Here is a 13,765-nt window from a genome sequence, read left to right as displayed (position 1 = left end):
GTGGGTACCGTCGCCACACCCACCCAGATTTGAGAACTACCGGAGGAAAACGTGGCACTTCCCCAGCTGACAGAGGAACAGCGCGCTGCGGCGCTGGAGAAGGCCGCCGCCGCCCGCCGCATCCGTGCTGAGCTGAAGGAGCGGCTGAAGCGGGGCGGTACCACTCTGGTCGACGTGTTGAAGCAGGCCGAGGAGAACGAAGTCCTCGGCAAGATGAAGGTCTCGGCTCTGCTCGAGGCTCTTCCGGGCGTCGGCAAGGTCCGTGCCCAGCAGACCATGGAACGACTGGAGATCGCACCCAGCCGTCGTCTTCGCGGCCTCGGCGACCGGCAGCGCAAGGCGCTGCTGGCCGAATTCAGCGGCGAGTGAGCGGCACCGGTCAGGACCACCCGGTGAACCCGGGCGCTGACCGCGGCGGTGAGCCGGTGGCGGGAGTCGAATCCCGGCACCGGCTCACGGTCGTATCAGGGCCTTCGGGGGTCGGGAAGTCGAGCGTGGCCAAGGAGCTGCGCAAGCTGGATCCGGAGATCTATTTCAGCGTCTCGGTGACCACCAGGAAGCCGAGGCCGGGTGAGGTGGACGGCGAGCACTACCACTTCATCGACCGGGCCGAGTTCGACCGCATGGTCGCCGGTGGCGAACTGCTGGAACACGCCGAGTTCGCGGGTAACTGCTACGGCACCCCGCGCGGGCCCGTCGAGCGGGTGCTCGCCGAAGGCCGCAACGCGATCCTGGAGATCGAACTCCAGGGCGCCCGGCAGGTCCGCAAGGCGATGCCGGAGGCCCGGCTGGTGATGCTGATGCCGCCGTCGTGGGAAGAACTGGTCGGCAGGCTGACCGGCCGCGGCACCGAAAACGAGGCCGCGGTGAAGGCCAGGCTGGCCGAGGCCGAACGCGAACTCGCCGCCGCCGGGGAGTTCGACGAGCGCGTCGTCAACGCCGACGTGCGAGAGGCCGCTGAGCAGTTGCTAAACTTGATAACCGGCGACAACTAGACCCGAAGATTCGGAGCACCACGAGTGACGACTCAGGCCACGCTGCACGAAGAGCTCGAAGGCATCACCAACCCGCCCATCGACGACCTCCTCGAGAAGGTCAGCTCGAAGTACGCGCTGGTGATCTACTCGGCCAAGCGCGCTCGCCAGATCAACGACTACTACGCCCAGCTGGGCGAGGGCCTGCTGGAGTACGTCGGCCCGCTGGTCGAGCCGGGCCCGCGTGAGAAGCCGCTCTCCATCGCCCTGCGCGAGATCCACGGCGGCCTGCTCGAGCACACCGAGGGTGAATAAGCCCCGCGTCGTACTGGGCGTGGGTGGCGGGATCGCCGCCTACAAGGCCTGTGAGGTCCTGCGCGGACTGACCGAATCCGGTCACGACGTCCGCGTGGTCCCCACCGAAGCCGCGCTGAACTTCGTCGGCGCGGCCACCTTCGAGGCACTGTCCGGGAACCCGGTGCACACCGGCGTGTTCACCGAAGTGCCCGAGGTCCAGCACGTCCGTGTCGGCAAGGAAGCCGATCTGGTGATCGTCGTGCCCGCCACGGCGAACCTGCTCGCCAAGGCCGCGCACGGTATCGCGGACGACCTGCTGACCAACACCCTGCTCACCGCCCGATGCCCGGTCGCCTTCTTCCCGGCGATGCACACCGAGATGTGGGAGCACCCGGCCACCCGCGACAACGTGGCGCTGCTGCGCTCGCGCGGCCTGGTCGTCGCCGAACCCGCCGCCGGCAGGCTCACCGGCAAGGACACCGGCAAGGGGCGGCTCGCCGACCCCGCCGAGATCGTCGACCTCGCCCGGCTCCTGCTCGCCGTGCCGAAGGCCCTCCCGCGCGACCTCGAAGGCGTGCGCGTGGCCATTTCGGCGGGCGGCACCCGTGAACCACTGGACCCCGTCCGGTATCTGGGCAACCGTTCGTCGGGCAAGCAGGGCTACGCGCTGGCCAGAGTCGCCGCCCAGCGCGGCGCCGAGGTCACGCTGGTCGCCGCGCACACCGTGGCGCTCCCGGAGCCCGCGGGCGCGAAGGTCGTCCACGTGTCGACGGCCGAGGAGATGCGCCAGGCCATGCACGCCGAGGCCGCCTCCGCCGACGTCCTCGTGATGGCCGCCGCCGTCGCCGATTTCCGGCCGTCGAACCGGGCGGACCACAAGATCAAGAAGTCCGACGACACGCCGGACCCCGTGGTCGAGCTCGCGCGCAACGCGGACATCCTCGCCGAACTGGTGCGAAACCGGGCCAACGGCCAGGTGGTCGTCGGTTTCGCCGCCGAAACCGGGGACGACAAAGGTGGCGTCCTCGATCACGCCAGGGTCAAACTGAAGCGCAAGGGTGCGGACCTGCTGGTGGTGAACGCCGTCGGTGAGGGGAAGGCCTTCGGGACCGAGGACAACTCGGGCTGGCTGCTCGGGGCCGACGGCACCGAGATCCCGATCCCGCTCGGCGCCAAGGCCGAACTGGCGTCCACATTGTGGGACGCTGTTGTGACCTTGATGAAGCGTTGAGAGTCCCCCAAGCGATAGTCAGTAGGCTTGATTGCAAGCTGAGGGGTGCCTAACTTACTGGGCATCAGACGTCTAGGTGAGGGAGTGACGGCCACCGTGAGCGCGTCCACGAGCAGACTGTTCACGTCGGAATCGGTGACCGAAGGTCATCCCGACAAAATTTGCGATGCCATCAGCGACTCGATCCTGGACGGTCTGCTGGCTAAAGACCCGCGCAGCCGGGTCGCGGTCGAAACCCTCATCACCACCGGGCAGGTGCACGTCGCCGGAGAGGTGACCACCGAGGCCTACGCGGACATCCCGACCATCGTCCGCGATGTGATCCTGAAGATCGGCTACGACTCTTCGGCCAAGGGTTTCGACGGCAATTCCTGCGGCGTCAACGTCGCGATCGGCTCCCAGTCGCCGGACATCGCGCAGGGTGTCGACACGGCGTACGAGTCCCGTGTGGAGTCCGACGAGGACGAGATCAACCGTCAGGGCGCGGGCGACCAGGGCCTGATGTTCGGCTACGCCTGCTCGGACACCCCCGAGCTGATGCCGCTGCCGATCGCGCTGGCACACCGGCTCTCGCAGCGGCTGACCAGGGTCCGCAAGGACGGCGTGCTGCCGTACCTGCGTCCGGACGGCAAGACCCAGGTCACCATCGAGTACGCCGGCGACCAGCCGGTGCGGCTCGACACGGTGGTCGTGTCCACCCAGCACGCCGACGGCATCGACCTCGAGCAGATGCTCGGCGTCGACGTCCGTGAGCACGTGGTCGCCCCGGAGATCGCCGAGCTCGGGCTCGACACCTCCAACGTGCGGCTGCTGGTCAACCCGACCGGCCGCTTCGTCATCGGCGGCCCGATGGGTGACGCGGGCCTGACCGGCCGCAAGATCATCGTCGACACCTACGGCGGCATGGCCCGTCACGGTGGCGGCGCGTTCTCCGGCAAGGACCCCTCGAAGGTGGACCGCTCGGCCGCGTACGCGATGCGCTGGGTGGCGAAGAACGTCATCGCCGCCGGTCTCGCCTCGCGGGCCGAGGTCCAGGTGGCGTACGCGATCGGAAAGGCGGCCCCCGTGGGTCTCTTCGTCGAGACCTTCGGCACCGAGACGGTCGACCCGTCGAAGATCCAGGCCGCTATCCAGGAGGTCTTCGACCTGCGTCCGGCCGCGATCATCCGCGACCTCGACCTGCTTCGCCCGATCTACGCGCCGACGGCCGCGTACGGCCACTTCGGCCGTCCCGAGCTGAATCTCCCGTGGGAGAGCACGGCGCGGGCCGCGGACCTGAAGTCGGCCGCGGGCGCCTGATCGGCCTGTTCCGTCCGTGAAGGCCTCCTTGCCTGCCTTGAGGGTAGGGAAGGAGGCCTTCACGGCGTCCGGGCTGTGTGCACCGGGCGTGATTCGGGTCGCGGCCCGGTTGCGCGTGTGTCGTCCATCCAGTCACGCGTGCCGTCCGCCGGATCACACGTGTCGTCCCTTCGACCACGCGAGGCCGCCAGCTTGGGATCCCGGCCGGCGGGGCGTTGCCTGGTCCGTGAAGGCCTCCTTGAGGGACTCAGGGTCCCTGAAGGAGGCCTTCACGGCACTCTGCGGCAAGAATCGCACGCGGTGGCGGGCACTGGCGACGGAGTCTGGTAGAGATCACCGGGTGAGCACCAGTCCCGAACCGACCCCGCTGTGGGACCTTCCGGAGCCGAAGGCCGAGCCTGCGCGGAAGGCCAAACCGGCGCGCGCGAAAACGGCCAGCCGTCGCGGCGCGCAGAACCCCGCGCCCGAGAACCCGGTCGCCCGGATCGTCGTGGACATCCCGCTCACGCACCTCGACCGCACCTTCGACTACCGGATTCCCGAGAAGCTGCACGAAGCCGCCGTACCCGGCTGCCGGGTCCGCGTCCGGTTCGCGGGCCAGCTCGTCGACGGGTACCTCGTCGAACGCGCCGACACCACGGAGTTCACCGGGAAGCTCGCGTACATCGACAGGGTGACTTCCAGCGAGCCGGTGCTGCCTCCGGCGCTGCACACGCTCTGCCGGTCCGTCGCGGACCGGTACGGCGGCACGCTCAGTGACGTCCTTCGGCTCGCGATCCCGTCCCGGCACGCGAAGGTCGAAGCCGAACCACCCGCCGAACCCGCGCGGACGCCGGAGCCACCCGAAACCACCGCCTGGGAGAGGTACCAAAGCGGCCCCGCTTTCCTGGAGGCCGTCGCGGAACGGCGTCCGGCCAACGCTGTTTGGCAGGCGCTACCGGGTGAGGACTGGCCTCGCCGCCTCGCCGAAGCGGCCACCGTCGCGGCCGCTGCCGGACGGGGCGTCGTCATGGTCGTCCCCGACCATCGTGACCTGACACGGCTGCACGACGCGTGTGTTTCCTTGCTGGGCGCCGATTCCGTGGTCGCGCTGATCGCAGGCCTGGGGCCCGCCGAGCGCTATCGCCGCTGGCTCGCGGTGCTGCGCGGTGCGGTGCGGGTCGTCGTCGGCACGCGCGCGGCGATGTTCGCACCGGTCGCCGATCCCGGCCTGTTCGTGGTGTGGGACGACGGCGACGACGTCCACCTCGACCAGCACGCGCCGTACCCCCATGTCCGCGACGTGCTGATGGATCGCGCGCACGCCGCGAAGGGATCCATGCTCGTCGCCGGGTTCGCGCGGACCGCCGAGGCGCAGTTCCTGGTGGAATCGGGCTGGGCGCAGCCTCTCGTGGCGGCCCGGGCCGAACTGCGGTCGGCCGCGCCGCGGGTCACGCCGGTCGGTGAGGACTTCGACGTCGCCCGGGACGAAGCGGCCAAGGCCGCGCGCCTCCCTTCGGTCGCTTTCGAGGCGGCGCGGCAGTCGCTGGCCGGCGGATTCCCCGTGCTGGTCCAGGTTCCGCGTCGCGGTTACGTCCCGGGGCTCGCTTGCGGCAACTGCCGGACATCGGCGCATTGCCGTCGTTGCGCCGGTCCGTTGTCCTTGCCCGGCGGGCTGATCGACGGCTCACCGAGGCCGCCCGCGTGCCGGTGGTGCGGCGTCCCCGAGACGAACTTCCATTGCGCCGCTTGCGGTTCGGTGCGGTTGCGGGCGGTCGTCGTCGGCTCCAAGCGGACCGCGGAGGAACTGGGCCGGGCGTTCTCCGGTTTCCCGGTGCGGACCTCGGGCGCGACGGAGGTCTTGGCTTCGGTGCCCGGAACACCGGCGCTCGTGGTGTGCACGCCGGGAGCCGAGCCGGTCGCGGAAGGCGGCTACGGCGCGGCGCTGCTGCTCGACGGCTGGGCACTGCTCGGACGGCAGGACCTGCGCGCGGGGGAGGAGACCCTGCGCCGCTGGATGGCGGCCGCGGCCCTGGTGCGGCCGGGGACCGAGGGCGGTCGCGTTTTCGTCGGCGCGGAAGCGGGCCTCTCGGTCGTGCAGGCGCTGGTGCGCTGGGATCCGGGCTGGCACGCGAGCCTGGAACTGGCCGAGCGGCGCGAACTCGGCTTCCCGCCCGCGATGCGGATGGCGAGTATCGAGGGCACGCCGGACGCGGTCGCCGGACTGCTCGACGACCTCGCCCTCCCGGAGACCGGCGAGGTCCTGGGTCCGGTGCCGCTCGGCGAGGTCGACGAGGACGGCAACGCCGACCGTGAGCGGGCCCTGGTGCGCGTCGCGCGGCCGGACGGAAAGGCGCTCGCCGCCGCGATCCACGCGGCCGCCGCCCGCCGGGACGCGCGCAAGGCCGCCGAACCCATCCGGATCCAGCTGGACCCCTTGGAACTCATCTAACCCCCGCGTTTCGTCATCCGGATGCGGTAGTTCGGCCTCGAACTACCGCATCCGGATGACTGATTGCGTGGGGTCAGAGGGTCGTGCCGGGAGTGGCGAGGACGTCGGCGCGAGCCGAAGAGCCCGGAGCGGGCGTAGCGGGCTTCGCGGCGGAGCCGCCGAGAGCGGCGGTGAGCAGGGTGACGATCTGCGAGGAGATCGCCGCCCGTCGCGCCTCGAAGTCGGCATCGGTCAGCGCCGAAGGATCGGCGGGCGTGCCGAGGACGGGCGTGTGCAGATGCCCGCCCGCGATGCCGTCCAAGCCGAGTCCCGTCCGCAGCCGGTTGCTTCTGAACATCGACTCGTTGGACAGATAGTTTCCGCCGCCGCCCGAAGCGGCGATCTCGCCCGGCTTCGGCGCGTCCGTCCGGCAGACCGCCGTTCCCACGCCGGGGTTGCCGCTGTCCGGCCAGACGCAGAACGCCTGGTTGTACAGCACCTGGTACGCCCCGGCGGGCGCGGCGAGCATCTTTTCGTACGGCAGCGTGGTTTCGATGAACTGGACGTCCGGCTGCGGCCAGCCGTCGGCGGGCGGGACCGGGCCGCGGACGGGCTCGTCGAGGTTGTCCGGCGAACCGCCGCGCCAGGCACCGGCCCAGCGTTCGATGTCGAAGCGGCCGGGACGGCCCTGGCTGATCGTCATGATCAGCTCCGGACGGCGCAAACGGTCCTTGAACGCCTGACCGTAGGCCGCCTCGACGATGCCGGCGTCGAAGTAGCTCCACACCACCGGGAACGAGACGGCCTGCACCTGCGCGGGCCCGGTCGGGGTCTGGATCACCTTGCCGTCGAGGTGCAGCGCCGCCGCGCCCGACGGGTTCGCGATGCGGACGCCCGCGCCGTTGAGGGTGAACGGGTCGAATCCGCTCACCAGGACGCGGCGCTGCTTCGGGCCCGCCGGGAAACGGGAGTCGTCGAGTCCGCGCGCGCCGAAGTCGAACGTCTTCAGCAGCTCCGTGCGGGCGGGCGCGGAGAGCGGGAAGCGCGGCGTCCACTGCCGCAGCGCCTTGCTCATCTGCAGGCGCGCCCAGTAGAGCGGGCGGTCGTCGGCCTTGTCGATGGTGCCGAGATCGGGGCGGCGGCCCTGCGCGCGGTCGACCGCCGTGCGCCAGAGCCCCTCACCGGCCGTCTCGGCGAGCTTCTCGGCGCGCAAAGCGGTCTTCGTCGCGCACAGGCGGGCCGTGAAGTCGGAGACGAGCTTGTCGAATCCGGCGAGCCGGACCAGCTCCGGGCCGACCGCCGGCCCACCCGAAGGCAGGGTCGCGGTGAGCCGCTTCTCCTCGACGGTGATCGCGGCCGACTCGTCGAAGCAGGCGCGGGCGTCTTCGGCTTGCGCGACGCCGGGGACCGCGAGGACAGGGAGGGCAATGAGCAGCGGGAGGAGCGCGCTCCACCGCCTGCCGGGTGTCTTCATGGCCGCATTCTTCTCATCGAGGCCGGGCCGCACCACCGACGTTCGCAGGTCCGGCCGGGTCTTGTCCGGGGTGGACAGGCGGGGCAGACTCGCGCCATGGCCGCGCACAGAAGCACTCTGGGACGCATCACCGCAGTCACCGCGATCGCCGCACTGGTCGCCACCGCCGCGCCGGGAACCGCGGCCGCGGCACCACCGACACCGAAGTCGCCGACCGCCGTCGGCTATCTGGGCGCGGTGTCGAGTATCGACGCGGACGCGACCGCGATCGGCACGAAGATCCTGCGTGAGGGCGGCAACGCCGTCGACGCGGCCGTCGCGACGGCGGCCGCGCTGGGCGTCACTGACCCGTTCTCCGCCGGCTTCGGTGGTGGCGGCTTCTTCGTCTACTACGACGCGCGCACCGGCAAGGTGCACACCCTCGACGGCCGCGAGACCGCGCCGTCGACGGCGAACGAGAACCTCTTCGTCGAGAACGGCAAGGCGATCCCGTTCTCCGAAGCCGTCACCAGCGGTTTGGGCGTCGGCGTGCCCGGCACGCCCGCCACCTGGGACGAAGCCCTCAGCAGGTGGGGGACCAGGTCGCTGGCGAAGGCGGTCAAGCCCGCCGAAGAACTCGCCCGCAAGGGCTTCACCGTCGACCAGACCTTCGCCACCCAGATCGCGAACAACGCCGCCCGCTTCTCTGCGTTCCCGTCGACCAGGTCGCTGTACCTGCCCGGCGGCGCGCCGCCCGCGGTCGGCTCGACGTTCAAGAACCCGGACCTCGCGGGCACGTACGCCCAGCTCGCCGCCAAGGGCACCGACGTGCTCTACCGCGGCCCGATCGGCGCGGACGTCGTCGACACCGTCCGGAAACCGCCGGTGGACCCCGCGTCGACGTTGAAGGTCCGGTCCGGCGACATGACGGCGGCCGACCTCGCGAAGTACCGCGTCGTCGAGCGGAAGCCGACCAAGACGAAGTACCGCGGCCTCGACGTCTACGGCATGCCCGCGCCGTCGTCCGGCGGGCTGACCGTCGGCGAGGCGCTGAACATCCTCGAGAACACGAAGCTCTCCAAGCTGGAGAAGGCCGACTACCTGCACTACTTCCTGGAGTCGACGCGGTACGCCTTCGCCGACCGCAACCGGTGGATCGGTGACCCGGCCTTCGTCGACGTCCCGGCGAAGGAACTGATCAGCCAGAAGTTCGCCGACAGCCGCGCGTGCCTGATCGACCCCGCGAAGGCCGGGACCAGCCCGGTCGCGCCGGCCGATCCGCGCAAGCCCACGTCGTGCGTGGCGGGGACGAACCCCGCGCCGACGCCGTACGAGGGCGAGAACACCACGCACCTCACGGTCGCCGACCGGTGGGGCAACGTCGTGGCGTACACGCTGACCATCGAGCAGGAGGGCGGCAGCGGCATCGTCGTGCCGGGCCGCGGGTTCCTGCTCAACAACGAACTGACCGATTTCTCCTTCACCCCGGTGACGCCGGGCGTGCCCGACCCGAACCTGCCGGGCCCGGCGAAGCGGCCGCGTTCGTCGATGGCGCCGACCATCGTGCTCGATCACGGCAAGCCGTTCCTCGCCGTCGGCTCGCCCGGTGGCGCGTCGATCATCACCACGGTGCTGCAGATCCTCACCGGCCGGATCGACCGCGGGCTGAAGCTGGTCGACGCGATCGCCGAACCGCGCGCTTCGCAGCGGAACTCGGCGGCCGCGCAGGTCGAGCAGGCGTTCCTCGACCAGACCGAGGTGCTCGCGGCGCTGAAGGCCAAGGGGCAGGGATTCTCGGCGGCGCCCGCGGAGATCGGGGCGGCGACGGGTGTCGAACGGCTGCGGGACGGCCGGTGGCTCGCCGCCGCCGAACCCACGCGCCGGGGCGGCGGCTCGGCGGCCGTCGTGCTGCCCTGGCCACCCAGGTAGCAAGGACCGCGCGTGAAGGCCCCCTTCCCTCGGCTCAGCCGAGGGAAGGGGGCCTTCACGCGCTTCAGCGGAGCGCACGGGGGCAGCGAGCGCGCCGGGGGAGCGGGGCCCTTCTAGACTGAGCGGCGATGTTCGCCCAGTCAGAGGTACCCGTCCCCCCGGTGGAGGTGCGTTGATGCGCCTCGTCTTCGCCGGCACCCCCGAACCCGCCGTCCCGTCGTTGCGCGCGCTCCTGGCGTCCGAGCAGCACGAGGTCGTCGCCGTCGTGACCCGGCCGGACGCGCAGGCGGGCCGTGGCCGCCGCCTCGTCCGGTCCCCGATCGGCGCGCTGGCCGACGAGCACGGGATCGAGGTGCTGACCCCGCCGAAGGCGAGTGACCCCGCGTTCCTCGCCCGGCTCGCGGAGATCGCGCCCGACGCGTGCCCGGTGGTCGCGTACGGGGCGTTGCTGCCCCAGGCCGCGCTGGACATCCCGGCTCACGGCTGGGTCAACCTGCACTTCTCGCTGCTGCCCGCGTGGCGTGGCGCCGCGCCGGTCCAGGCCGCGATCCGCGCCGGGGACGAGATCACCGGCGCCTCGACCTTCCGCATCGTCAAGGAACTCGACGCGGGCCCGGTCTTCGGCGTGGTCACCGAGCAGATCGGCGACACCGACACCGCCGGGGAACTGCTCGCCAGGCTCGCGGAGTCCGGGGCGAAGCTGCTCGTGTCCACGATGGACGGAATCGCCGACGGAACGCTGCTCGCGGTGGAGCAGACCGGCGACGGAGTGACCTACGCGCCCAAGGTGACCGTCGAGGACGCGCGGGTCTCGTTCGCCGACCCGGCCACGGCCGTCGACCGGCAGATCCGCGCGGTCACGCCGGAACCGGGCGCTTGGGCGGAGTTCCGGGGAGAGCGGCTGAAGCTCGGCCCCGTGACGGTCGTCGACGAGCCGGGGCCCCCGCCCGGTGAACTGGTCGTGGAGCGCAAGCGGGTCCTGGTCGGCACGGCGTCGAAGCCGGTGCGGCTGGGCGAGGTGCAGGCGCAGGGAAAGAAGCGGATGGCGGCCACCGACTGGGCGCGCGGTACGAGGATCGGACAAGGAGAGCGCCTGCAGTGAACGAGCGTAGGGAACGCCGGCCGTCGAGGCCGGATCGCGGCCGTCCCGGCCAGCGTAAAGAGGGGCCGAGCCGCCCGCCGCAGATCGACCCGGCCCGGCAGGTCGCCTTCGACGTCCTGCGCGCGGTCCGCGAAGACGACGCGTACGCGAACCTGGTGCTGCCGCAGCTGCTGCGCACTCGCCGGATCTCCGGTCGTGACGCGGCGCTGGCCACCGAACTGACCTACGGCACCTGCCGCGCGGTCGGCATGCTGGACGCCGTCATCGAGGCCTGCCTCGACCGGCCGCTCGCCAAGGTGGACGCCATCGTGCTGGACGGGCTGCGGCTCGGCGCGTACCAGCTGCTGCGCACCCGCATCCCCCAGCACGCCGCCGTTGGGTCCACTGTGGACCTCGTCCGCGCCGAAGTCGGTTCCTGGATCGCGGGTTTCGTGAACGCCGTGCTGCGCTCGGTGTCCGAAAAGGACGAAGAGACCTGGCTGAACGAGCTGGCCCCCGACGAGGCCGTCGACCCGATCGGGGCCTACGCCCTGCGGACGGCGCATCCGCGCTGGGTCGCGCGGTCGTTCGCGGAAGCCTTGGGGGACAAGGGGCCTGAGCTGAAGGCGGCCCTGGAGGCCGACGACGACCGCCCCGACGTCCACCTGGTCGCCCGGCCCGGCGAGATCAGCGCCGACGAACTGGCCGCCATCACCGGCGGCGACGTCGCGCCGTACTCGCCCTACGGTGTCCGGATGCCCGCCGGCTCGGGCGACCCCGGTGACATCGAGCCGATCAAGGAAAAGCTGGCCGCCGTGCAGGACGAGGGCAGCCAGCTGTGTGCTGTCGCCGTCACGAAGGTCCCGCTCACCGGCTCCGACGAGCGCTGGCTGGACCTGTGCGCCGGACCGGGTGGCAAGGCCGCGCTGCTCGGCGCGCTGGCGACGATCAGCGGCGCGACCGTCGACGCCGTCGAGAAGGCGCCGCACCGCGCGAAGCTGATCGAGAACGCCGTCCAAGGGCTGCCGGTGACGGTCCACGTCGCCGACGGCCGCGAGACCGGTCTCGAACCGGGCTACGACCGCGTCCTCGTCGACGCGCCGTGCAGTGGCCTCGGCTCGCTGCGGCGCCGCCCCGAGGCGCGTTGGCGTCGTCAGCCCAGCGACATCTCGGACCTGACGAAACTGCAGGGCCAGCTGATCACCGCGGCGCTGGACCTGGTCCGGCCCGGCGGCGTCGTCACCTACGTCGTCTGCTCGCCGCATCTGGCCGAGACCGAAGGCGTCGTGGGGGAGACCGCGCGCCGCGCCGGTGCCGAGGTCGTCGACGCGCGGGAGTTCTTCCCGGACGTCCCGCAGCTGGGCAACGGCCCGTACGTCCAGTTGTGGCCGCACCGCCACGGTACGGACGCGATGTTCTGCGCCGTCCTGCGGAAGCCGGACTCCGCCAGGTGAGCAGGGTCCTCGGCCTGGTCGCGAGCTCGTGCGGCGGACTGGACACCCGGTTCGCCGCGCAGCTCGCGAAACCGGCCGCGGATCGCGGCTGGGAGCTCGCGATCACGCTGACCCCCACGGCGGCCCGCTGGCTGGAGAAGACCGGCGGGATCGGTGAGCTGGAGAAGCTCACCGATCTGCCGGTCCGCAGTACCTCCCGGCTGCCGGGCGAACCCCGGCCGCATCCGGATCCGGAAGTGTTCCTCTTCGCGCCCGCGTCCGCGAACTCCGTGGCGAAACTGGCGCTGGGCATCGCCGACAACCAGGCGCTGACGCTGCTCGGCGACGTCCTCGGGACGCCGGGGATCACGATCGTGCTGGGCTACCAGATCCAGGACACGCGGATCCACCATCCGGCGTGGCAGCGCCATCTCGACACACTCGCCTCGGCCGGGGTCACCACCGCGAGGCTCGGCACGGAGGCCTCGTGGACCTCCGTGCTGGACTTGCTCCCTTAGCGAGCGCAGAACCCCGTGTCGACAGCGGTGAAGAGATCCTTCGACGCCTTTCCCGGCAACGGATCCTGGTTCACCACGACGTTCACCTGCTTGCCGTGCGGGACCGCGCCGGACAGGGTGGTGAAGCCGGGGACGCTCCCGCGGTGGCCCCAGAACGTCCCCCCGCACGTCAACGGGACCGACACGATCCCGAGTCCGTACTCCGCGCCGGGAATGCCCAGGTTCACGGGAATGGTCCGCTGCAACTCCGCCTGCTGCGGCCGATGCAGAAGCCTGCCACCGGTGAGCGCGGCGAAGAAGCGGTTCAGGTCTTCACCGGTCGAAACGAGGCCGCCCGAGGTCCAGGCGGAAGAAGGGTCGAGTTCGGTGAAGTCGGCGAGGCCGGTGTCGCGGGGTGTGTAGCCCCTGGCGTGCGGGTGCGGCAGCCGTTCGTCGCCGCGCGGCGGCAGGTAGGTGCCGCGCAGGTTCAGCGGCTTCACGATCCGGGCATCGATCTCGGCGGACACCGAGCGCTTGGTCAGCTTTTCGATGAGCATGCCCGCGACGATGTAGTTCGTATTGGAGTACGACCAGCCGTCGCCGGGGTCGAACAACGGCCGCTGGGTGAGGGCGATGGCCACCAGCTCTCCGGGTTCGGCACCACGATGCCGCCACTCGTCGATGTCGATCCCCCGGGAGAAGTCGTAGAGCCCGCTGGTGTGCTGGAGCAGGTGCCGGACGGTGATCTTGGTGCCGTCGTTGCCGTTTCCGCGCACGAGACCGGGCAGATACCGGTCGATCGGCGTGTCCAGCCGGACCTTCCCTTCGGCGACCAGTTGCAGCACGACGACGGCGACGAAGGTCTTGGTGACACTGCCCGCCCGGAACTTCGAACCGGGCGGGAACGGTGTCCCGGTCTCGATGTTCCCGACGCCTTCGCGCTCCGACCACGTCCGCCCGGACGGGTTCGTCACCGTCGCCTGCGCGCCGGGGATTCCGTCCTGTACCAGCGTCTTCAGCGCTTTGTCGACGTCGTGACGGGCTCCGGTCACGGCGAGCGCCGGGGTGGCCGCTGTCGCGGCGAGCAGGGTGACCAGGGAACCGACGGCGATGATCTTCTTGCCTGGCAGGGTTTTCGGCATGGATACCAAGCTAGGGACG

12 protein-coding genes are annotated in these 13,765 nt (G+C 71.0%); 10 read left to right on the top strand and 2 right to left on the bottom strand.

Annotation, left to right across the window (positions count from 1 at the left end):
- The first annotated feature begins 51 nt into the window (after positions 1-51).
- From mihF to CVV72_RS15430, 6 genes are all read left to right on the top strand, one after another.
- Positions 52-369, top strand: coding sequence for an integration host factor, actinobacterial type (gene mihF, locus CVV72_RS15455; RefSeq protein WP_003096398.1), 318 nt, complete (start codon positions 52-54; stop codon positions 367-369).
- The gene (gene gmk, locus CVV72_RS15450; protein WP_219153074.1) at positions 366-995 is read left to right on the top strand and encodes a guanylate kinase; all 630 of its coding nucleotides are present in this window, start codon (positions 366-368) and stop codon (positions 993-995) included. The genes mihF and gmk overlap by 4 nt, the downstream gene beginning before the upstream one ends.
- Positions 996-1,019: 24 nt before the next feature.
- Positions 1,020-1,289, top strand: a complete 270-nt coding sequence (rpoZ, locus tag CVV72_RS15445) for a DNA-directed RNA polymerase subunit omega (protein WP_005152353.1) — start codon at positions 1,020-1,022, stop codon at positions 1,287-1,289.
- Complete coding sequence (gene coaBC, locus CVV72_RS15440) at positions 1,282-2,502, top strand: bifunctional phosphopantothenoylcysteine decarboxylase/phosphopantothenate--cysteine ligase CoaBC (protein ID WP_219153073.1); 1,221 nt, start codon at positions 1,282-1,284, stop codon at positions 2,500-2,502. The genes rpoZ and coaBC overlap by 8 nt, the downstream gene beginning before the upstream one ends.
- A 96-nt stretch (positions 2,503-2,598) precedes the next feature.
- Positions 2,599-3,801 carry a methionine adenosyltransferase gene (gene metK, locus CVV72_RS15435; RefSeq protein WP_219153977.1) on the top strand — a complete coding sequence of 401 codons (1,203 nt, stop codon included), beginning with the start codon at positions 2,599-2,601 and terminating at the stop codon, positions 3,799-3,801.
- A 340-nt stretch (positions 3,802-4,141) separates the two neighbouring features.
- Positions 4,142-6,232 carry a primosomal protein N' gene (locus CVV72_RS15430; protein ID WP_219153072.1) on the top strand — a complete coding sequence of 697 codons (2,091 nt, stop codon included), beginning with the start codon at positions 4,142-4,144 and terminating at the stop codon, positions 6,230-6,232.
- Positions 6,233-6,305: 73 nt separating this feature from the next.
- Here CVV72_RS15430 and CVV72_RS15425 read toward each other — a convergent pair whose 3' ends face one another.
- Complete coding sequence (locus CVV72_RS15425; protein ID WP_219153976.1) at positions 6,306-7,685, bottom strand: pyroglutamyl-peptidase I; 1,380 nt, start codon at positions 7,683-7,685, stop codon at positions 6,306-6,308.
- 96 nt (positions 7,686-7,781) lie between these two features.
- Between CVV72_RS15425 and ggt the strand changes: the two genes are divergently transcribed.
- The 4 genes from ggt to CVV72_RS15405 all read left to right on the top strand — a co-directional run bounded on the left by ggt (position 7,782) and on the right by CVV72_RS15405 (position 12,625).
- Positions 7,782-9,593, top strand: a complete 1,812-nt coding sequence (ggt, locus tag CVV72_RS15420; protein ID WP_219153071.1) for a gamma-glutamyltransferase — start codon at positions 7,782-7,784, stop codon at positions 9,591-9,593.
- Positions 9,594-9,768: 175 nt separating this feature from the next.
- Positions 9,769-10,695 (top strand): methionyl-tRNA formyltransferase, encoded by a 927-nt coding sequence (fmt, locus tag CVV72_RS15415; protein WP_219153070.1) that lies wholly within the window; start codon positions 9,769-9,771, stop codon positions 10,693-10,695.
- On the top strand, positions 10,692-12,128 hold the full coding sequence (locus CVV72_RS15410) for an RsmB/NOP family class I SAM-dependent RNA methyltransferase (protein WP_219153069.1): 1,437 nt from the start codon (positions 10,692-10,694) through the stop codon (positions 12,126-12,128). Before fmt ends, CVV72_RS15410 begins: the two co-directional genes overlap by 4 nt.
- Positions 12,125-12,625, top strand: coding sequence for a flavoprotein (locus tag CVV72_RS15405; protein ID WP_219153068.1), 501 nt, complete (start codon positions 12,125-12,127; stop codon positions 12,623-12,625). Before CVV72_RS15410 ends, CVV72_RS15405 begins: the two co-directional genes overlap by 4 nt.
- Here the strand turns inward: CVV72_RS15405 and CVV72_RS15400 are convergent.
- Positions 12,622-13,746 carry a serine hydrolase gene (locus tag CVV72_RS15400; protein ID WP_219153067.1) on the bottom strand — a complete coding sequence of 375 codons (1,125 nt, stop codon included), beginning with the start codon at positions 13,744-13,746 and terminating at the stop codon, positions 12,622-12,624. The two genes, CVV72_RS15405 and CVV72_RS15400, sit on opposite strands and share 4 nt — an antisense overlap.
- Between the last annotated feature and the right edge of the window lie 19 nt (positions 13,747-13,765).

It is taken from the genome of Amycolatopsis sp. TNS106 (genome assembly GCF_019330265.1).
GTDB classification, from domain to species: Bacteria; Actinomycetota; Actinomycetes; order Mycobacteriales; family Pseudonocardiaceae; genus Amycolatopsis; species Amycolatopsis lurida.
This window is presented reverse-complemented; position numbering and strand designations above follow the sequence as displayed.

Excerpts from the sequence above, each read along its gene's own strand:
- CVV72_RS15425 (WP_219153976.1), bottom strand. The coding sequence starts at position 7,685 with ATGAAGACACCCGGCAGGCGGTGGAGCGCGCTCCTCCCGCTGCTCATT.
- ggt (WP_219153071.1), top strand. The coding sequence starts at position 7,782 with ATGGCCGCGCACAGAAGCACTCTGGGACGCATCACCGCAGTCACCGCG.
- fmt (WP_219153070.1), top strand. The coding sequence starts at position 9,769 with ATGCGCCTCGTCTTCGCCGGCACCCCCGAACCCGCCGTCCCGTCGTTG.
- CVV72_RS15400 (WP_219153067.1), bottom strand. The coding sequence starts at position 13,746 with ATGCCGAAAACCCTGCCAGGCAAGAAGATCATCGCCGTCGGTTCCCTG.